The 19,185-nt window shown below is 66.4% G+C and carries 16 protein-coding genes and 1 tRNA gene; 10 read left to right on the top strand and 7 right to left on the bottom strand.

The annotated features are described in order from the left end of the window. Positions 1-141: 141 nt before the first annotated feature. From AX681_RS11220 to AX681_RS11205, 4 genes are all read right to left on the bottom strand, one after another. The gene (locus tag AX681_RS11220) at positions 142-885 is read right to left on the bottom strand and encodes a YebC/PmpR family DNA-binding transcriptional regulator (RefSeq protein WP_066660085.1); all 744 of its coding nucleotides are present in this window, start codon (positions 883-885) and stop codon (positions 142-144) included. A 206-nt stretch (positions 886-1,091) separates the two neighbouring features. Next, the gene (locus AX681_RS11215; RefSeq protein ID WP_066660082.1) at positions 1,092-1,418 is read right to left on the bottom strand and encodes a heavy metal-binding domain-containing protein; all 327 of its coding nucleotides are present in this window, start codon (positions 1,416-1,418) and stop codon (positions 1,092-1,094) included. A 176-nt stretch (positions 1,419-1,594) separates the two neighbouring features. Beyond that, complete coding sequence (locus tag AX681_RS11210) at positions 1,595-1,834, bottom strand: DUF2312 domain-containing protein (RefSeq protein WP_066660091.1); 240 nt, start codon at positions 1,832-1,834, stop codon at positions 1,595-1,597. Positions 1,835-1,940: 106 nt separating this feature from the next. Continuing rightward, a complete protein-coding gene (locus AX681_RS11205) occupies positions 1,941-3,056 on the bottom strand; it encodes a S41 family peptidase (protein ID WP_197421917.1) in 1,116 nt (371 codons plus the stop codon). Positions 3,057-3,173: 117 nt separating this feature from the next. Between AX681_RS11205 and AX681_RS11200 the strand changes: the two genes are divergently transcribed. Then, positions 3,174-3,656, top strand: coding sequence for an Lrp/AsnC family transcriptional regulator (locus AX681_RS11200; protein ID WP_066660076.1), 483 nt, complete (start codon positions 3,174-3,176; stop codon positions 3,654-3,656). 24 nt (positions 3,657-3,680) lie between these two features. Here AX681_RS11200 and AX681_RS11195 read toward each other — a convergent pair. Both AX681_RS11195 and AX681_RS11190 read right to left on the bottom strand, forming a co-directional pair. Beyond that, positions 3,681-3,757, bottom strand: a tRNA-Asp gene (locus tag AX681_RS11195). Between the two features lie 44 nt (positions 3,758-3,801). Then, positions 3,802-5,064, bottom strand: coding sequence for an AI-2E family transporter (locus tag AX681_RS11190; RefSeq protein WP_066660074.1), 1,263 nt, complete (start codon positions 5,062-5,064; stop codon positions 3,802-3,804). 67 nt (positions 5,065-5,131) lie between these two features. Between AX681_RS11190 and glpK the strand changes: the two genes are divergently transcribed. From glpK to AX681_RS11175, 3 genes are all read left to right on the top strand, one after another. Continuing rightward, positions 5,132-6,607, top strand: coding sequence for a glycerol kinase GlpK (gene glpK, locus AX681_RS11185; RefSeq protein ID WP_066660071.1), 1,476 nt, complete (start codon positions 5,132-5,134; stop codon positions 6,605-6,607). Positions 6,608-6,712: 105 nt separating this feature from the next. Further along, entirely contained in the window at positions 6,713-8,746 is a 2,034-nt protein-coding gene (locus tag AX681_RS11180; RefSeq protein WP_066660069.1) for a M13 family metallopeptidase, read from the top strand. A gap of 105 nt (positions 8,747-8,851) precedes the next feature. Beyond that, positions 8,852-9,139, top strand: a complete 288-nt coding sequence (locus tag AX681_RS11175; protein ID WP_066660067.1) for a GIY-YIG nuclease family protein — start codon at positions 8,852-8,854, stop codon at positions 9,137-9,139. A gap of 494 nt (positions 9,140-9,633) precedes the next feature. Here AX681_RS11175 and AX681_RS11165 read toward each other — a convergent pair whose 3' ends face one another. Beyond that, positions 9,634-11,337, bottom strand: a complete 1,704-nt coding sequence (locus AX681_RS11165; RefSeq protein WP_082737951.1) for a class I adenylate-forming enzyme family protein — start codon at positions 11,335-11,337, stop codon at positions 9,634-9,636. Positions 11,338-11,532: 195 nt separating this feature from the next. Here AX681_RS11165 and AX681_RS11160 point away from each other — a divergent pair, with 195 nt between their 5' ends. The 6 genes from AX681_RS11160 (at position 11,533) to AX681_RS11135 (ending at position 19,147) form a co-directional block, all read left to right on the top strand. Next, the gene (locus AX681_RS11160; protein ID WP_066660063.1) at positions 11,533-12,762 is read left to right on the top strand and encodes a serine hydrolase domain-containing protein; all 1,230 of its coding nucleotides are present in this window, start codon (positions 11,533-11,535) and stop codon (positions 12,760-12,762) included. Between the two features lie 139 nt (positions 12,763-12,901). Continuing rightward, entirely contained in the window at positions 12,902-14,932 is a 2,031-nt protein-coding gene (locus AX681_RS11155; RefSeq protein ID WP_066682252.1) for a 3-hydroxyacyl-CoA dehydrogenase NAD-binding domain-containing protein, read from the top strand. Continuing rightward, positions 14,925-15,356, top strand: a complete 432-nt coding sequence (locus tag AX681_RS11150; protein ID WP_066655867.1) for a VOC family protein — start codon at positions 14,925-14,927, stop codon at positions 15,354-15,356. Before AX681_RS11155 ends, AX681_RS11150 begins: the two co-directional genes overlap by 8 nt. Next, the gene (locus AX681_RS11145) at positions 15,353-16,672 is read left to right on the top strand and encodes an amidase family protein (protein ID WP_066655870.1); all 1,320 of its coding nucleotides are present in this window, start codon (positions 15,353-15,355) and stop codon (positions 16,670-16,672) included. Before AX681_RS11150 ends, AX681_RS11145 begins: the two co-directional genes overlap by 4 nt. Next, positions 16,666-17,853: an acyl-CoA dehydrogenase family protein gene (locus AX681_RS11140; protein WP_066682249.1), complete on the top strand. Its 1,188-nt coding sequence runs from the start codon at positions 16,666-16,668 to the stop codon at positions 17,851-17,853. Before AX681_RS11145 ends, AX681_RS11140 begins: the two co-directional genes overlap by 7 nt. A gap of 166 nt (positions 17,854-18,019) precedes the next feature. Continuing rightward, the gene (locus AX681_RS11135; protein ID WP_066665054.1) at positions 18,020-19,147 is read left to right on the top strand and encodes an acyl-CoA dehydrogenase family protein; all 1,128 of its coding nucleotides are present in this window, start codon (positions 18,020-18,022) and stop codon (positions 19,145-19,147) included. The last annotated feature ends 38 nt before the right edge of the window (positions 19,148-19,185 follow it).

Raw genomic sequence — 19,185 nt, 5'->3', positions numbered from 1 at the left:
TCCCCCGCCAGGGGGAGGTGGCGCCGAAGGCGACGGAGGGGGAGGACGGCTGTGTGCTGTCGCCTTGGGCGCCTCGGTTCCTCCCCCTCCGTCAGCTAAGCTGACACCTCCCCCTGGCGGGGGAGGATTAGCAAGGGCATCTCACCCCAGCTTGGCCATCACCTCGTCCGAGACTTCGTAATTGCCCCAGACGGTCTGGACGTCGTCGTCGTCGTCGAGCGCGTCGATCAGCTTGAACAAAGTCGCGGCATCGTCCTCGCTTACCTCGACCATCGTCTGCGGCTTCCACGCGAGCTTCGCGCCCTCGGCCTCGCCGAGCACGGGTTCGAGCGCCTTGGCGACCTCGTGCAGGTCGGCGCTGGCGGTCCAGATTTCGTGGCCGTCGTCGGACGAGGTGACGTCCTCTGCACCGGCTTCGAGTGCGGCCTCGAACACCTTTTCGGCGTCGCCGACGCTCGCGGGATAGGTGATCAGCCCGACGCGGTCGAAGGCATGGCTGACCGATCCGGATGCGCCGAGATTACCCCCATTCTTGGACACCGCGGTGCGGACATTGGTGGCGGTGCGGTTGCGGTTGTCGCTCAGCGCCTCGATGATCAGCGATACACCGCCGGGGCCGAAGCCCTCATAGCGGATTTCCTCGTAATTCTCCGCGTCGCCCTTGCTCGCCTTGTCGATCGCGCGCTGGATATTGTCCTTGGGCATCGACTGCGCCTTGGCCGCGTTGACCGCAGCGCGCAGGCGCGGGTTCATGTCGGGATCGGGCAGGCCCATCTTGGCCGCGACGGTGATTTCGCGGCTGAGCTTGCTGAACATGCCCGAGCGCTTCTTATCCTGCGCGCCCTTGCGGTGCATGATGTTCTTGAACTTGGAATGGCCTGCCATGGATCGCTCTTCTGGAATCTGGTGCGGGCGTCTCTAGGGCAAGGGCGGGTTTGGGTGCAACCGGGGGTTTTGCACTGGCTTTCGTCACCCGGCCTCGTGCCGGGGTCCACCGGGAGGCAAGCGCGGAGCAGGAGGCTTGAGCGCCGGACGCGCGGAAGAGTGGACCCCGGCACAAGGCCGGGGTGACGAGTCAGGAGGGACGCGCCTCAAACCCCGCTGAGCGTCACCGCGGTGCCCGAGGCGGAGACCATCAGCATCGAGCCGTTCTTGCCGATCACTTCATAATCGAAATCGATGCCGATCACGCCGTTCGCGCCCAGCGCGCGGGCTTCGTCGCGCAGTTCGTCGAGCGCGGTCTTGCGCGCGTCCTTGAGCGGGCGCTCATAGCTGCCCGATCGGCCGCCGACGATGTCGCGGATCCCGGCGAACAGGTCGCGGAAGATGTTCGCGCCGATGATCACTTCGGCGGTGACGATGCCGTGATAGCGGGTGGCGGCGTGACCATCGACGCTGCTGGTGGTGGTGAGAATCATGCGGGTCTCCTGTTGGGAGGGGGCATTTTAGGGCGGCGGGGTGTGCGGCGGCAATGCCCCGCCCGCCACACCGTCGCCCCGGGCTTGACCCGGGGCCGGGCTCCCCTTCTTCGGCGGAGGAAGAAGTAGCCCTGTCCCGGATCCAGCCCGGGACGACGAGAAAGTGGGTTGTGCGCTTACTGCATCCCCAGCGCGGCGCGGTAGGTTTCGAGCAGCGCGTCCTGCTCGTCGAGCTGGTGCTTCTCCATCTTCCGCAGGCGGATGATGGTGCGCATGATCTTGGCGTCGAAACCGGTCGCCTTGGCCTCGCCATAGACGTCCTTGATGTCGTCGCTGATGCCCTTCTTTTCTTCTTCCAGCCGCTCGATCCGCTCGATCAGAAGGCGCAGCTGCTCGGCCGAAATCGAGTCGCTCATGTCCCGCTCCATAACTGTGGTGAACGGGCGCGTTTAGCGGCTGTGCCGGGGGGTGCAAGGGGGCGGCGCCACCCGGCTGTGGATAGCGCCGGCCGTTGCGACCGGTTCAGCGCTTGGCGGGCCCGCGGCGTACCATCGGCCCCTTGGGCATGTGCGATGCCGACAGCGCCTCGGCCTGCGCGGCGGGCACGCCTTCGCGGGTCAGCGCTTCGTAGAGCGCGCGTTCGGGGGCAACCGCGATGTCGGGCTTCACCCCCACCTGCTCCCAGCTCTCGCCGCCGGGGAAATAGCTGCGTCCGACCGGAATAAACGCCGAATAGCCGCCGCCGAGCGGCGCGGTGCCGCCATAATGGCCCGCCCCGGCGGTGGTTTCGCCGATCAGCGTCGCGCGCTTCGTGCCCTTGAACACCGACGCGAGATGCTCGGCAGCCGACGCGGTGCGCGGCGAGGTGAGATAATAGATTTTGGTCTTGGCCCAAGGACTTGCCGGGCTGAGCGGGGTGACGCGATGCTCGGTCCGCGCGAGTTCGGCGGGGGCATCGACCTTGACCAGCGAACGGAACGGCAACGGCCCGGCCTGGGCGGCGAAGGACGCGCGCGTGTCCATGATCATCACCGCCTGCGGCTTATCGAAGATGCGCGGGAAGAGCACGTCCATCTCGTCCAGGCCGCCCCCGCGATGCGTGCGCGCGTCGATGATCAGCGTCTTTGCGCCGGCATGCTGGTCGAGAAAGGCGGTGAACGCCTTGAGCGTTTCCGCCTCGCCGAAAAAGCCGTTGAAGCGGACATAGGCGATGCCGGGCGCGATCATCCCGGCCTGTTCCATCGCAGGCGGGGGCAGCGGGGCGTTGCCGATCTGCTGCTGGGTCGAGGGTTGGCCGACGCGCTGCGACTGCGGGCCGCCGGGCGCGAACATGGCGAGATGGCCGTCGGGGGCGATCGCCTGGAGATCGGCGGTGACTGCGGTGGCGAGCGCATAGCCGTCGGTCAGGCCGTCATAGCCGCCCGCTGCGAGCTTTGTGCGCAGCGCTGCGGCGTAGCGCTTGGCGGTGTCGGGGAAGACGAAATTCTTCTCCAGCTCGTCGGCCAGCGTCGCCACCGCCGCCTTTGCCGCCGCCGCGTCATAGGCGGGCGCGGTCGCCGACGCTGGGGCGTCGCTCTGTGCCATCGCCGCCGGCGCCAGGGTCGCCAGGATCGCCGCTGCCATCACTTGCTTACGCATCACATCTCTCCGTCGCATTTCACGGGGAGTGTTATACTTGACCAACACGCCTTTTGCAGCCGATGGTGGCACACTATGTGCCGAAAATCGGCATCGGGGAGTGGATGTGCGCCGGATATGAGCAAGCTCGACGCGTTCGATATTCAACTTCTCAACCTGCTGCAGCGCGATTCGCTGGCGACTGCCGAGACGCTGGCGCGGGCTGTACCACTGTCGGCATCGGCAGTGACACGGCGCGTGCGGCGGCTGCGCAGCGAGGGATTGGTCGCGGCCGATGTGGCGATGCTGGCGCCGAAGCTGACCGCACGGCGGCTGCGCGCGCTGGTGCGGGTGCAGGTGCACGAACATGCCGAGGCGCGCGGGATCGCGGCGCTGCGCGCATCGCTCGCCGCCGAGGATGCCGTGCAGATGATCCTCGATGTCGCGGGGGCGGACGACCTGGCGGTACTGGTCTGCGTGCGCGACATGGCGGATTACAACGCGCTGGCCGAGCGGCTGTTTCAGAACGACCCGGCGGTGCGGCGCTATGAGACGAGCTTCATCAAGCGCGTGCACAAGCAGAGCGCGCTGGTGCCGCTGACGATCGGTGATGTAGAGTGAGGGGGCGGGCCACCCGATAGGGGGTGGCGCGAGTGACGGGGCTCGAACCCGCGACCTCCGGCGTGACAGGCCGGCGCTCTAACCAACTGAGCTACACCCGCATGACCCTGGCGCCGAAGCGCAGTCCCTTGCGAGAGCGCGGCACCTAACCGGGCGGTCCGGGGCTGTCAACACCGCTTTCGCGCATAATTTGCGGGCGCGGCGCGGCGGGGTTTCCGCGCGCGACCAGCGTGCCGTGTTCGAACAGGAATCCGGCGATGTCGGGCTTGCCCGCAGCGTTGAGCACGGTCTGGATGATGATCAGCAGCGGCACCGCCAGCAGCGCCCCAGGCGTGCCCCATACCCAGCCCCAGAAGGACAGCGAAATCAGGATCATGATCGGATTGATCGTCAGCCGCCGCCCGACCACCAGCGGGGTGATCAGATTCGCCTCGATCGTGTGCAGCCCGATCATGATCGCGGCCGGCAGCAAGGCATTCCACACGTCCTGAAAGGTCATCAGCCCACCGACCGCAAGGAAACCGGCGGCAAAGATCGGGCCGAGATAGGGAATGTAATTGAGCAACGCGACGATGCCGCCCCACATCAGCGGCGTCGGCATGCCGATCAGCCACAGCGCACCCGCCACCGTCAGCCCCAGCCCGACATTGATCATCGTGATCGTGCCGAGATAGGCCGAGGTGTCGTCGACCACGTCCTGAATCACCCGCGCGGTGGCCATCGCGCCGCCGAAGCTGGTGCGGCTGGTGATCGCATTGCGCCGCAGCCGGGTCCAGCCCGACAGGAAGAAATAGATGACAAGCACCGCGAAGAACATTTCGATCAGCGCGGTCGGCGCGCTGGTCGCGGCAAGTTCGAGGATCGAGCGCGGCGGCGCCTGCCCCGCAGTCTCGACCGGCTGCATCGGGCGCGACTGGGCGAGGTCCTGGATCGTCTTGTTCACGAAGTTTTCGAAGTTCGAGTAAAAGTCGATCAGCGGCTTCACGTTCGACTGGATATTGTCGATCCGCTCGGGAAGGATCGACAGCCAACCCCAGGCGGGGACGACGATCGACGCGAGCGCGGCGTTCGCGGCGGTCAGGAACAGCAACAGGCAGATCAGCGCGGCAAGCGGCGCGGGCACGCGATGCCGCTCCAGCCATTCGAGGATCGGCACAAGGGCGATGGCGATCACGATCGCGGCGGTGAGCGGCAGGAAGAAGGGCGACCCGGCCTTGAGCGCGAACGGGATGGCGAGGACGAGGCCGATCCCGGCCATCAGCGTCAGCCCGGCGAGCAGGCGGTCGCGGCGATTTTCCGCCTCGGTCTCATGGTCGGCGGGCGGGACGACGGGCACGAAATGTGACGGCGAGTCGGGCGTACCGCCCTCCCCTTCGCTGCGCCGATCATTGCCAAAAGCTTCGTCCACGCGTTTTACCTCTCAAGCGAATCCTAGCGCGATTTGCGCGGGATGTAATCCCGGCTAACCTATCAATATGGGAGAGATTCTGCTGGTCATCGACGAGGGGACGACCTCAACCCGCGCGATGCTATTCGCCCCGGACGGTCGCTGTCTCGACAGCATCGCCGTTCCCCTGACCCAATCCTATCCACGGCCCGGCTGGGTCGAGCATGACGCCGAGCAGATCTGGGCCGAATCCGCCAATTGCGCGATGACCATGATCGAACGCGCGGGCGGAGCCGACGCGATCGCGGCGATCGGCATCACCAACCAGCGCGAGACCATCGTGTTCTGGGACCGCGAGACTGGCCAGCCGCTCGCCCCCGCAATCGTGTGGCAGGACCGGCGCAGCGCCGATCTGTGCCGCGACCTCAAGGAACGCGGCGAGGAACCCGGCGTGCAGGCGCGCACCGGATTGCTGCTCGACCCCTATTTCAGCGGGACCAAGATCGCCTGGGCGATGGCGAACTGGCCGCAGCTGCGCGACGCGGGCGAGCGGCTGGCAATCGGGACGGTCGACAGCTGGCTGGTGTGGAAGCTGACGGCCAATGAAAATGGGGGGGGCTTGCACGTCACCGACGCGACCAACGCGTCGCGCACCTTGCTGATGGGCCTGGGCAGCGGCGGGTGGAGCGACGGACTGCTCGACCTGTTCGATTGCCCGCGTGGGGCGCTGCCCGAGATTGTCGATTGCGCGGGGCGGTTCGGGGAGACGACGCTGTTCGGCGGGCGTATCCCGATCTGTGGCCTTGCGGGCGACCAGCAGGCGGCGACGATCGGGCAGGCGTGCCTGGCGCCGGGCGAGACCAAGGCGACCTATGGCACCGGCGCGTTCGTGCTGACCAATGCCGGGGAGCGCCAGCCGACCTCACGCCACCGGCTGTTGTCGACGGTGTTGTGCCAGCTCGGCGGCAAGCGGACCTATGCGATCGAGGGGTCGGTGTTCGTCGCGGGGAGCGTGGTCAAATGGCTGCGCGATTCGCTCGGCCTGATTGCCGACGCGCGCGAGACCGAGGCGCTGGCGCGCAGCGTCGCGGACAATGGCGGGGTGTATTTCGTGCCGGCCTTGTCGGGGCTTGGCGCACCATATTGGGAACCCGAAGCGCGCGGGGCGATCAGTGGGCTGAGCCTCGCCAGCGGCAAGGCGCATGTCGTGCGCGCCGCGCTGGAGGCGATGGCGCACCAGAGCCATGACCTCAAGGCCGCCTTTGCCGCCGATGGCTGCGACTGGTCGCGGCTGCGGATCGATGGCGGCATGGTCGCCAATGACTGGATCGCGCAGGATCTGGCCGATGTGCTGGGCGTGACGGTCGAGCGGCCGGCGTTCACCGAGACGACGGCGCTGGGCGCGGCGATGCTGGCGGGGGTCGGTTGCGGGCTGTTTGCCGGGCTGGAGGAAGCGGCGGCGATGCGCGGCCGGGTCGAGATGTTCGAACCGGCGATGGATGCCGATGCGCGGGCGGCGCGGCTGGACGGGTGGGCGAAGGCGGTGGCGGGGGTTCTCGCCTGACCCTCCCCCCGTCGCCCCGATGCGGCGTGTGAGCAGCATTGCGCCACCTTCCGCTCACCGTTATGGTAACACAATACACTACCGAGTCTGTGGGGGAATTTGTCCATGAGGATCAATGTTTTCGCGCGCCTGACGCTGGGTGTTGCCGCACTCGCGCTGACCGCGCCGGCGCTGTCGCAGAGCGCGGGGCCGCGCTACGGCTCCGTCGGCTTGGAGCTGAGCGGGCAGGACAAGAGCGTCAAGCCGGGCGATGACTTCTGGTCCTATGTCAATGGCGGCTGGGCCAAGTCGGTCGAGATCGCGGCGGATCGCGCGTCGGCGGGCTATGGCGTCAAGCTGACCGACGAAGCCGAAGTGTCGGTGCGGGCGATCCTCGACGATATGGCCAAGAATCCCGGCCAGTTCGGCGCCAAGGGCCAGCAGATCGGCGACCTCTATGCCAGCTGGATGGACGAGGCCGGGATCGAGGCGCGCGGCACCGCCCCGCTCAAGCCCTATCTGGCGAAGATCGCCGCGGCGAACGATCGCGCCAAGCTGCAGACGCTGTTCGCCAGCGTCGGCTATGCCAGCCCGGTCGAAATCGGGATCATCCCCGACCTGGCCGACCCGACCCAGTACACCGCCTTCGCCAGCCAGGGCACGCTGGGCATGGCGCGCGACTATTATCTGCTGGAAGGCGAGAAATACGACAAGTTCCGCGCCGCCTATCGCGCCTATGTCGAGCAGGTGCTGACGCTCGCCGGGATCGCCGATGCCGCCAAGAAGGCCGATACCATCGTCGCGTTCGAAACCGCGATGGCCAAGGTTCACTGGAGCCCCGAGCAGAACCGCAACGTCATGGCGCTGTACAAGCCGATGGACCGGGCGGGGATGGCGAAGCTGGCACCCGAGTTCGACTGGCCGGCGATGATGGACACTGCGGGTGTCGCGGCGATGCCCAAGATGATCATGGGCAACGACACCGCGCTGACGGCTTTGGGCAAGATGTTCGCCGAGGTGCCGGTATCGACCTGGCAGGACTGGATGACGTTCCACTTCATCTCGTCCAACGCGGCGTACCTGCCCAAGGCGTTCGACGATGCCTCGTTCAACTTCTACGCCAAGACACTGTCGGGCACCCCGCAGAAGCGCGAGCGGTGGAAGCGCGGCATTCAGCTGGTCAACGGCGCGCTGGGCGAGGCGGTCGGCGAGATTTACGTCGCGCGCCACTATCCGCCCGAGAGCTCGGCCAAGATGAACGAGCTGATCGTCGACCTGCGCGCGAGCCTTGAGGAGCGGCTGAAGGCCAATCAGTGGATGGACGCCGCAACCAAGGAAAAGGCGCTGGCCAAGCTCGCCGCGTTCGACCCGCGCGTCGGCCACCCGGAAAAGTGGATCGACTATTCGAGCATGAAGATCAGCCGCGGCGACCTGCTCGGCAACATGGTGGCGGCACGCGAATGGGGGCAGCAATATCAGCTGTCGAAGCTGGGCAAGCCGGTCGACCGCGCGGCGTGGGACATGACGCCGCAGACGGTGAACGCATACTACAACCCGCTGATGAACCAGATCACCTTCCCTGCCGCGATCCTGCAGGCACCCTATTTCGATGCCAAGGCGGACCCGGCGGTCAACTATGGCGCGATCGGCGCGATCATCGGGCACGAGATCGGCCATGGCTTTGACGATCAGGGCAGCCAGTTCGGCCCCGACGGCAAGTTCGCCAACTGGTGGACGCCCGAAGCCAAGGCCGCCTTCGGCAAGCGCACTGCCGCGCTGGTCGAGCAGTTCAACGCCTATGAGCCGATCCCCGGCACCAAGATCAACGGCAAGCTGACTTTGGGCGAGAATATCGGCGATCTGGGCGGCATCGAAATGGCCTATGGCGCGTATCAGCGTTACCAGGCCAAGCATGGCAAGGCGCCGGTGATCGGCGGCCTGACCGGCGACCAGCGCTTCTTCCTGTCCTATGCCCAGGCCTGGCAGGCCAAGGTGCGCGAGGACGCCGAGCGCCAGCGCCTGCTGACCGACCCGCACAGCCCGGCCAAGTATCGCGTCAACGGCATCGTCCGCAATGTCGACGCGTGGTACGTCGCGTTCAACGTGAAGCCGGGCGACGCGCTGTACCTGCCGCCCGAGCAGCGGGTGAAGATTTGGTGAGGTAGCGGGCTGAACTGCGCATGCGGGGGTGATGGAGAAATCTAACCGTCACCCCCGCGAAAGCGGGGGCCCATCTCCCGGACGCGCCTCAGGTGGAGACGGTCGTTGGGCGGATATGTCTACATCGTCACCAACCGTAAGAACGGGGTCCTCTACACTGGGGTGACCGCCGATATCGCTAAACGGGTCGCCCAGCATCGCGACGGCACCGGCAGCAGCTTTGCCGCTGAGCATCGGGCGATGCATCTCGTCTACGCGGAATTTCACGAGGACATTCACGCCGCTATCGTTCGCGAAAAGCGGATCAAGAAGTGGCGGCGTGAATGGAAAATCGCGCTGATCGAGGAGATGAATCCCGACTGGCGGGATTTGTGGTTCGATTCGAACCGCTGATGGCACCCTCACCGTCCAGCGTTTGGAGAGTTCCGGAGATGGGCTCCGGGTTAAGCCCGGGGTGACGAGAGGGGGACGCGTGTCCCGGCGATCATAAGGTCGAGGATTGACTGGCCCGGTCAGCGCCACGATCCTGACGAAATGTCGCCGATCCTTGCGCTTCTTCTTCTTCAAACTGTCCCAAACTCGCCGATGGTCGCGCGTGTGGATCGCAGCGGCCCCTCGCGTATCGCGACCTGTCAGATCGATCGCGGTCCGCAGTCGCGGTGTGTATTCACCCCGCTATTCGGGGATGGGAGCTTTCAGGTCGATCTCGACGGAACTGATGCCCGCTCACTGAGGGTTGTGCTCGACGGCCACAAACCACGTGTCTTTGAAGTCTTCGGACCTGCGAAGTTCGTTGCAATGCTCTGGACATATCACCGTGACTCAACCCGCCCGGCGTGCTGGATCACGGATACGAAGGACGTCGAACCCCAGTCGATCTGTGCGTTCTAAGCCACCCCCTCCTCGACAAACAACGCCTTCAGATCCTTCTTCAAGATCTTCCCGTTCGCGTTCCTCGGCAGCGTTTCCGCGACGAACTTGATCGCGACCGGGGTCTTGAAGATCGCCAGCCGTTCGCGGACCCAGGCCTGCAGCTCGGCCTCGGTCGCTTCCATCCCGGGTGCGAGGTGGACCACCGCAGCGGGCTCCTCGCCCAGCGTCTTGTGCGGGATGCCGATCAGGGCACAGTCGGTGACGGCGGGGTGGGCGTAGAGCACGTCCTCCACCTCGGACGAGTAGATATTCTCGCCGCCGCGGATGATCATGTCCTTGGCGCGGTCGACGATGTAGAGGAAGCCTTCCTCGTCCAGCTTCGCCAGATCGCCGGTGCGGACCCAGCCGTCGCGGAAGCATTCGGCAGTCGCTTCGGGCTTGTTCCAATAGCCCTTCACGATCATCGGACCCTTGGCCCATAGCTCGCCGACTTCGCCCACGGGGAGTTCGTTGACGCCGTCCGCGTCCATGATCTTGAGGTCGGCGACCGGCACGGGTGGGCCGGCGCTGGTCGGGCGGTTCAAATAATCCTCACTCGAATGGCTGGTCACCGTCGCCATCGTCTCGGTCATCCCCCAGCCATTGCCGGGCAGCGCGCCGAACTCGGTGAAGATGCGCTTGACCAGCTCCGGCGCCGAGGGTGCGCCGCCATAGGCGATCGCCTCGAGGCTGGAGAGGTCGTATTTGTGGCGGTCGGGATGCTCCAGGATTTGCCAGGCGATGGTCGGCACGCCGCCGGTCAGGTTCACCTTCTCGCGCTGGATGATCTCCATCGCCTCGACCACGTCCCATTTGCGCATGAAGATCGCGGTGTTGCCCGACGCGAGCGTGCCCATCAGGCTGGCCGAGCAGGCGGTGACGTGGAACAGCGGGATGACCAGCAGGCCGACCTTGGGCTGCGGCTCGGGCGGCATTTCGCCCCGGCGCAGGTACGAGCGCGCGGCGGCGTACCCGCCCGACATGATGTTGGTGCAGAGGTTGCGGTGGGTGCCAAGCGCGCCCTTGGGCGAGCCGGTGGTGCCGCTGGTGTAGAAGATCGTCGCGTCGTCCTCCGGCCCCAAGGTCGGTTCGGCGGGGAGCGGGACGTCGGGCAACGATGCCCAGTCGTTGGGCGCGCCGATCAGGTCTTCGAGCTTGTCGACGCCCTCGGGCAGATCGGCGTCCCAGCGGCTGACGATGGTACGCTGCAGGTCGGGCAGGTCGGGCAGCCGCTTTTGCAGCCGGGCGAAGCGTTCGCCGTCGAGGAACAACACCTTCGATCCCGAATCGCGCAGGCCGTAATCGAGCTCCCCGCCGGTCCACCACGCGTTGAGCGGGACGAGGATCGCACCGATGCTGACCGCGGCGAAGAAGATCACCGGCCATTCGGGCGTGTTGCGCATCGCCAGCGCGACGCGGTCGCCCTTCACCACCCCCATTTCGCGCAATTTGGTGGCGAGGTGCGCGGTCGCGCGGAAATTCGCTTCGAAGCTGACGCGCTCATCTTCATGGATGGTGAAGATACGCTCGCCATGGGTGCGTGACAGGTGGAGCAGCGCGGCGAGGTGCGGCGGGGCGTTCTTCCACACCCGCGTCTTGATGCCGCGAATCTCGATTTCTTCCATTTCCAGCTTCTGGCCGGGCGCAGTCATCAGCGCCTGAGCTTGCGCCAGCGTCATCTTCGGCCAGGACGGGTCGAGCGGGATGAGCGGTTCGGGGGCCAAGGCGGGTCTCTCCAAAATTCGTTGTTGAATGTCCGGTTTGGCGATTCCGCTGACCGGCTTCACACTTCATTCTTGATTCATTAGCCGCTCAACGCAATAGGGAAGCGACACAAAGGCGAACACCCCGGAACGAGGATTCGAATTAGAGGTATGGACTCAACCGCCCTCGCTACCGCTACGGAAAGCGGCTTCGACGCCGATCGGCTCGCCCGCATCGATGCGTTCGTCAAGGCGCGCTACCTCGACTCGGGGAAACTGCCCAACGCCCAGTTGCTGATCGCCCGCGACGGCAAGATCGCGCATTTCAGCCATCAGGGTGCGGCGCGGGAGGGCGGCGCCGCGGTGGACGAGACATCCATCTACCGCATCGCGTCGATGACCAAGCCGGTGACGTCGATCGCGTTCATGCAATTGGTCGAGCAAGGGACGGTCGCGCTCGACACCCCGGTCCATCACGTCCTGCCCGAGTTCAAGGGGCTGGGCGTCTATAACGGTGGCGGCGGCGGGGTGCCGTTCGTGACAAAGCCGACGACCGAGCCGATGCGGATGATCGATCTGCTGCGGCATACATCGGGCCTCACCTATGGCTTTCAGAATCGCGGCAATGTCGATGCGGCCTATCGCGAGGGGCGGATCGAGAATTGGCACGGCCATCTCGATCTGGACGGGTTCGTCGCGGCGCTGGGCAAGCTGCCGCTCGAATTCTCGCCGGGCGAGGCGTGGAATTATTCGGTCGCGACCGATGTACTGGGTGCGGTGGTCGAGCGGGTGTCGGGGCAGAAGCTCGACGCCTATTTCCAGGATCACATCTTCGCGCCGCTCGGCATGCACGACACCGGCTTCTGGGTGCCGGAGGACAAGGCCGACCGGCTGACCGATTGCTACACGTTCAAGGCCGGCGAAGGCCGGGTGATGTATGATCGGGGCGCCCAATCGGCGTGGAGCCGCAAGCCGACTTTGTTGTCGGGCGGCGGCGGGCTGGTTTCGACCGCGCTCGATTATCACCGCTTCTGCACGATGCTGCTCAATGGCGGGACGCTGGACGGCGCGCGGATCATCGGGCGCAAGACGCTCGACCTGATGGTGATGAACCACCTGCCCGGCGGCAGGGATTTGTCGAGCCTGTCGCGGTCGCTGTTCAGCGAGACGCAGAATGCCGGCACCGGCTTTGGCCTGGGCTTTGCGATGAACATCGACGTCGCGCGATCGATGATCCCGGGCAGCGTCGGGGAATTCTACTGGGGCGGGATGTTTTCGACCGCCTTCTTCGTCGATCCGGTCGAGCGGATCACGATGGTGTTCATGACCCAGCTGTCGCCGTCGGGTCTCTACCCGATCCGGCGCGAGCTGAAGACGATGATCTATTCGGCTTTGACATGATGCGCGGGGCCGAAACCCATTTCATCGTCACCGCCGCGAAAGCGGGGGCCCATCTCCTGACTGTTCCGCTGGGTGCAGCGGCGGGAGATGGGTCCCCGCTTTCGCGGGGATGACGATTTTGATTGCAGGAGAGCGTTACATGACTTCCCCCATCACCACCGAAAAGCAGGGCGATATCCTCGTCATCACCTCGAACAACCCGCCGGTGAACGCGCTGGGCGCGGCGGTGCGGCAGGGGCTGGACGCGGCGATCAAGGAGCTGAACAGCGACGACAGCCTGAAGGCCGCGGTGATCCGCTGCGACGGGCGCACCTTCTTTGCCGGGGCCGACATCACCGAATTCGGCAAGCCGATGCAGGAGCCGGGGCTGCCGACCGTGGTCGACACGATCGAGGCAAGCGAGAAGCCCGTCGTCGCGGCGGTTCACGGCACTGCGCTGGGCGGCGGGTGCGAGGTTGCGCTGGCGTGCCATTACCGGATCGCCGTGCCCTCGGCGAAGTTCGGTCTGCCCGAAGTGAAGCTCGGCATCCTGCCGGGCGCGGGCGGCACGCAGCGGCTGCCGCGCGTCGCGGGCGTCGAGTTCGCGCTCGAGCTGGCGGCAAAGGGCGATCCGGTCCCGGCCAAGGTCGCGCAGGCTGCTGGCCTGGTCGATCGCATGGCGGGTGAGGACAGCCTGACCGCCGACGCCATCGCCTATGCCAAGGAAGTGGCCGATGCCCGCCCCCTGCCCCGCGCCAGCGAAAAGCCGGTCAGCGTCGAGGCGGGCGTGTTCGACGCGTTCCGCAAGACCAACGCCAAGCGTTTCCGCGGCTTCGACGCGCCCGAAGAGATCATCAAGGTGATCGAGGAAACCGTCGACAAGCCCTATGCCGAGGGCGTGGTGCGTGAGCGCAACGGCTTCATGAAGCTGATCATGGGCACGCAGTCGGCCGCGATGCGCCACATCTTCTTCGCCGAGCGCAAGGCTGCGAAGATCGACGACGTGCCGGAAGATACGCAGCTGCGCCCGATCAAGAAGGTCGGCGTGATCGGCGCCGGTACGATGGGCGGCGGCATTTCGATGAACTTCCTGTCGGCCGGAATCCCGGTGACGATCGTCGAGATGCAGCAGGAAGCGCTCGACCGCGGCACCGGCGTGATGCGCAAGAATTACGAGGGCAGCGCCGCCAAGGGCCGGATCAAGCCCGAGCAGGTCGAAGCGGCGATGGGTCTGCTGACCCCGACGCTGAGCATGGACGACCTCGCCGACTGCGACCTGGTGATCGAGGCCGTCTATGAGAATATGGACGTCAAGAAGGACATTTTCGGCAAGCTCAGCACGATCTGCAAGCCGGGCGCGATCCTGGCGTCCAACACCAGCTACCTCAACATCGACGAGATTGCGGCATCGACCAGCCGTCCCGGCGATGTCGTCGGCATGCACTTCTTCTCGCCCGCCAATGTCATGAAGCTGCTGGAAATCGTGCGCGGCGCGAAGACCGACAAGGACGTGCTGGCGACCGTCATGGACGTCGCCAAGAAGATCAAGAAGGTCGCGGTGGTCGCGGGCGTGTGCCACGGCTTTATCGGCAACCGCATGCTGATGCCGCGTCAGGTCGAGGCGATGAAGCTGCTGATGGAAGGCGCGACCCCGGAACAGGTCGACCGCGTCCATGTCGAATTCGGCATGCCGATGGGCCCGTTCCAGATGAGCGATCTGGCCGGTGTCGACATTGGCTGGCACCGCGACCCGACCCGGATCGAGAGCATCCGCGACGCGCTCGCCGCCGAAGGCCGCTGGGGCCAGAAGAAGCAGGCCGGCTTCTACGACTATGACGACAAGCGGAACCCCTCGCCGTCCCCGCGCGTCGCCGAGATCATCGAGGATTTCCGCAAGAAGACCGGCGCGGTGCAGCATGACGTGACCGCCGAGGAGATCATCGAGCGCACGCTGTACACGATGGTCAACGAAGGCGCGCTGATCCTGCAGGAAGGCATGGCGCAGCGCGCGTCGGACATCGATGTCGTGTGGATCTATGGCTATGGCTGGCCGGTCTATCGCGGCGGTCCGATGTTCTGGGCGGACACGGTCGGCCTCAAGACCATCGTCGCGGGGCTGGAGAAGCATGGCTTCCCGGTCGCGCAGCTGCTGAAGGACAAGGCCGAGAAGGGCGAGCGCTTCAATGGCTGATGCCGCAGCGACCGGCGTGGAGACGGGCGCGGTGGAGGCGCTGCGCTTCCGCCTCGGCTTCTTCAAGCTGGTCGTGCGGGATCTTGCCGCGATGGAGCGGTTCTACTGCGACACCTTTGGCTTCGCGGTGAGCAATCGCGTGGTGCTGCCCGGGCTGGAGGAGTCGATGCTCAACCTGCCCGGCCAGCCCTTTACGCTGGTGTTGTTCCACCACAGCGACGGGCGGGAGGTGACGGTCGGCAACGGGCATGGCCCGGTCGGCCTGACCACCGCCGATCTGGATGCGGCAGCGGCGCGCGCGATCGCGCATGGCGCGCGTCCGCTGCACGGCCCGCACGAATTGCCCGGCGCGCGGCTGACCTTCCTGCTCGACCCCGAGGGGCATGAGATCGAGCTGATCCAGCGGACGGGCGCACCGGGATGACCTTGGCGCGCGCGTCCGCGATCGACATCGCCACCGCAATCGCGGCGGGCGAGACGAGCGCGCGTGCGGAATGCGAAGCCGCGATCGCGCGGATCGAGGCCGGGGACGGTGCGATCAACGCGGTAGTGGTGCGCGATTTCGACCGGGCGCTGGCGGCGGCGGACGAGGCCGATGCGGCGGTAGCGCGCGGCGAGCGCCGTCCGCTGCTGGGGGTGCCGATGACAGTCAAGGAGGCGTTCGACGTCGCTGGGCTCCCGACCAGCTGGGGCTTTAGCCACGCGGCTGGCAACATCGCCACCAGCGATGCGGTCGCGGTGCAGCGGCTCAAAGCGGCGGGCGCGGTCATTCTCGGCAAGACCAATGTGCCCAAGGCGCTGGGCGACTGGCAGAGCGTCAATTCAATCTATGGCCGCACCAGCAATCCGCACGACCCGAGCCGCACCTGCGGCGGCAGCTCGGGCGGCGCAGCGGCGGCGCTGGCGGCCGGCTACGTCCCGATCGAGCTGGGCAGCGACATTGGCGGGTCGATCCGGGTGCCGTCGCATTTCTGCGGCGTGTGGGGGCATAAGCCGAGCTATGGCGCGCTGAACGGCTATGGCCACCGCTTCCCCGGCAGCGATGGTGCGGATGCCGTGCTGGGCGTCATCGGGCCGATGGCGCGGCACGGGGGCGATCTGCCGTTGCTGCTCGACCTGCTCGCCGACCTGCCCCTGCCGCGCGCGGCAGCGCCAGCCCGGCGCGTGCTGGCGCTGACCGCGCATCCGGCGACGGCGACCGCTGCTGCCGTGGTCAAGGGGGTCGAGCGCGCGGCCGAGGCGCTGGCGCGCGATGGGGTCGAAGTCATCCGCGCCCACCCTGCCCTGCCCGACCTGATGGCGCAGCATGACGCGTACACCGCGCTGCTCGGCACGGTGTTCGCGCGGTCCGATCCGACACTGCACGACACGCTGCCGCGCCTGCTCCCCTATTTGTCGATGCTCGATGCGCAGGCGCGCAACACGCGCGCATGGGCAACGCTGTTTGCCGAGGTGGATGCGGTGATCGCCCCGCCCGCCGCGACCCAGGCCTTTCCGCACGATCCGCGCCCGCAGGTGGAGCGGACGCTCGACATTGATGGCGTGGAAAGCGGTTATGACGCGCACCTCGCCTGGGCGGGGCTCGTCACCTATCCGGGGCTGCCCGCCACCACCTTCCCGGCCGGGACCGCCAACGGCCTGCCGACCGGGGTGCAGGTGCTGACCGACCTCAATCACGACCATCTTGCGATCGCGACCGCGCGCCGCATCGCCGCTTTGCTGGACGAGGAGCCATCATGACCGATCTCGACACATTCCGCGCGGAGACCCGCGCCTGGCTGGAGGCCAATGTCCCGGCGTCAATGCGCCAGCCGATGCGCGGCGAGGGCGACGCCAATTGGGGCGGGCGCAAGGCCGATTACAGCAAGAACCCCGACCAGAAGCTGTACATGGACCGCATGGCCGCGCGCGGCTGGACCGTGCCCGACTGGCCCAAGGAATATGGCGGCGGTGGACTGTCGCCGGCGGAGACCAAGATCCTGCGCGAGGAAATGGCGGCGCTCAACTGCCGCAACCCGCTGAACAGCTTCGGCATCTCGATGCTCGGCCCGGCGCTGCTGAAATACGGGACCGAGGAGCAGAAGCTGGAGCATCTGCCCCGAATCGCGCGCGGCGAGATCCGCTGGTGCCAGGGCTATTCCGAGCCGAATGCGGGAAGCGACCTGGCTGGCCTCGCCACCAGCGCGGTCAGCGATGGCGACGATTACATCGTCAACGGGCAGAAGGTGTGGACCAGCTATGCCGACAAGGCCGACTGGATCTTCTGCCTGGTGCGCACCAGCAAGGAGAGCAAGCAGGGCGGGATCAGCTTCCTGCTGTTCGACATGGAGTCGCCCGGCGTATCGACCAAGCCGATCCTGCTGATCAGCGGTTACTCGCCCTTTTGCGAGACGTTCTTCGACAATGTCCGTGTGCCCAAGAAGAATCGCGTCCACGACGAGAACAAGGGCTGGGACGTCGCCAAATATCTGCTCGGCCACGAGCGCGAGATGATCAGCGGTATGGGCCTCGCCTCCCCCGGCGGCAACCCGCTGATCGAGGGGGCGATCGCTACCATCGGGCTAGACGCGCAGGGCCGCCTCGCCGACCCGATCCTGCGCGCGCAGCTGGCACTGTTCGAGGTGCGGTCCAAGGCATTCTCGGCAATGTCGGAGCGGTTCATCGACCAGCTGAAGGCCGGACAGGCGCACCCCGCCCAGCCGTCGATGATGAAATATTATGGCACCGAGCTGAACAAGGACCGCCACGAGCTGATCATGGCGAGCGGCGGGTCTGATACGCTGGAATGGGAAAGCGAACGCTCCAACGGCGGCGCGAAGCCGCGTGCGTGGCTGCGGACCAAGGCCAATTCGATCGAGGGCGGGACGAGCGAGGTCCAGCTCAACATCGTTGCCAAGCGGATCCTGGAGCTGCCGGCGTGACAGCATAACGCCTCTCCCGCTTTCGCGGGAGAGGCAGCGAGACTTGGCAGCTTGCTGCCTAGTCGCAGCGGTGAGGGTCTTCTTCTTCGAGCAGTCGGAAGAAAGAAGAAGACCCTCACCCCGACCCTCTCCCGCGAAGGCGGGAGAGGGAGAAGGAAAGAAGAAAATGCCACTCTACCTCAACGACGAACAGACCATGCTCCGCGAGAGCGCACAGCAATTTGTGAGCGAAGCAGCGCCGGTCAGCCATATGCGCGCGCTGCGCGACGCCAACGACGCGACCGGCTTTTCCCGCGACCTGTGGAAGCAGTTCGCCGAGATGGGCTTTACCGGCATCCTGATCCCGGAGGCCGATGGCGGCCTTGGCCTCGGCCATGTCGAGGCTGGGGTGGTGCTGGAGGAGATCGGGCGCAACCTGTCCCCCTCCCCCTTCCTCACCACCGCGGTCGCAGCGGTCGCGGCGCTGAACGGCACTGCGCAGCGTGAACGCTGGTTCCCCGGCATCCTTTCGGGCGAGACCGTCGCCGCGCTGGCGATCGACGAGCGCGCCAAGCATGGCGATGCGATCGGCATGAAGGCCGAGCGCTCGGGCAATGGCTTCAAGCTGACCGGGGCGAAGCAGTTCGTCGCGCATGGCCATGTCGCCGACCTGCTGATCGTCGCCGCGCGCACCGCTGGCGCTCCCGAGGATGCCGATGGCGTGACGCTGTTCGCGGTTCCCAAGGACGCGGCGAACCTCACCGCCGATCCGCAGCGGCTCGCCGACGCGAGCCTCGCCGCGCGCATGACGTTCGACGGGGTCGAGGTCGATGCCGATGCGGTGATCGGTGAGGTCGATGGCGGCCGCGCGGTGCTCAACGCGCTGCTCGGCGCCGGGCGTACGGGCGCGGCGGCGGAGATGCTGGGCGTCGGCGGCGGCGCGATGGACATGACCGTCCAGTATCTGAAAGAACGCAAGCAGTTCGGCGTGCTGATCGGCAGCTTCCAGGCGCTGCAGCATCGCGCGGCGCATCTCTATTCGGAGCTGGAGGTCGCCCGCGCGGCAGTGCTCAAGGCTCAGCAATTGCTCGATGCCGGCGACGCCCGGGCGGACGAGGCGGTGTCGGTCGCCAAGGCAATGGCCGGCATGGCCTCGACGCTGGCGGTGCAGGAGGGCGTCCAGATGCATGGCGGCATCGGCATGACCGACGAATATGATATCGGCTTCTACATGAAGCGCGGGCGCGTGCTGGCGGAGCTGTTCGGCGATACCAACTATCACGCCGACGCGCTGGCGCGGGCGGCTGGATATTGACCTTCTCTAGCCCCTCCCCTTCAGGGGAGGGGTTGGGG

The sequence above is a fragment of the Sphingomonas sp. CCH9-E2 genome (assembly GCF_001557215.1).
Classification (GTDB): domain Bacteria; phylum Pseudomonadota; class Alphaproteobacteria; order Sphingomonadales; family Sphingomonadaceae; genus Sphingomonas.
Note: the sequence above shows the minus strand (reverse complement) of the source record. Positions and strands in the feature narration are given on the sequence as shown.

Coding starts and splice junctions, on each gene's coding strand:
- AX681_RS11165 (WP_082737951.1), bottom strand. CDS start 11,337: ATGACGCTGGCGCAAGCTCAGGCGCTGATGACTGCGCCCGGCCAGAAG.
- AX681_RS11160 (WP_066660063.1), top strand. CDS start 11,533: ATGGACTCAACCGCCCTCGCTACCGCTACGGAAAGCGGCTTCGACGCC.
- AX681_RS11205 (WP_197421917.1), bottom strand. CDS start 3,056: ATGCGTAAGCAAGTGATGGCAGCGGCGATCCTGGCGACCCTGGCGCCG.
- AX681_RS11155 (WP_066682252.1), top strand. CDS start 12,902: ATGACTTCCCCCATCACCACCGAAAAGCAGGGCGATATCCTCGTCATC.
- AX681_RS11220 (WP_066660085.1), bottom strand. CDS start 885: ATGGCAGGCCATTCCAAGTTCAAGAACATCATGCACCGCAAGGGCGCG.
- AX681_RS11135 (WP_066665054.1), top strand. CDS start 18,020: ATGCCACTCTACCTCAACGACGAACAGACCATGCTCCGCGAGAGCGCA.
- AX681_RS11150 (WP_066655867.1), top strand. CDS start 14,925: ATGGCTGATGCCGCAGCGACCGGCGTGGAGACGGGCGCGGTGGAGGCG.
- AX681_RS11145 (WP_066655870.1), top strand. CDS start 15,353: ATGACCTTGGCGCGCGCGTCCGCGATCGACATCGCCACCGCAATCGCG.
- glpK (WP_066660071.1), top strand. CDS start 5,132: ATGGGAGAGATTCTGCTGGTCATCGACGAGGGGACGACCTCAACCCGC.
- AX681_RS11210 (WP_066660091.1), bottom strand. CDS start 1,834: ATGAGCGACTCGATTTCGGCCGAGCAGCTGCGCCTTCTGATCGAGCGG.
- AX681_RS11180 (WP_066660069.1), top strand. CDS start 6,713: ATGAGGATCAATGTTTTCGCGCGCCTGACGCTGGGTGTTGCCGCACTC.
- AX681_RS11200 (WP_066660076.1), top strand. CDS start 3,174: ATGAGCAAGCTCGACGCGTTCGATATTCAACTTCTCAACCTGCTGCAG.
- AX681_RS11215 (WP_066660082.1), bottom strand. CDS start 1,418: ATGATTCTCACCACCACCAGCAGCGTCGATGGTCACGCCGCCACCCGC.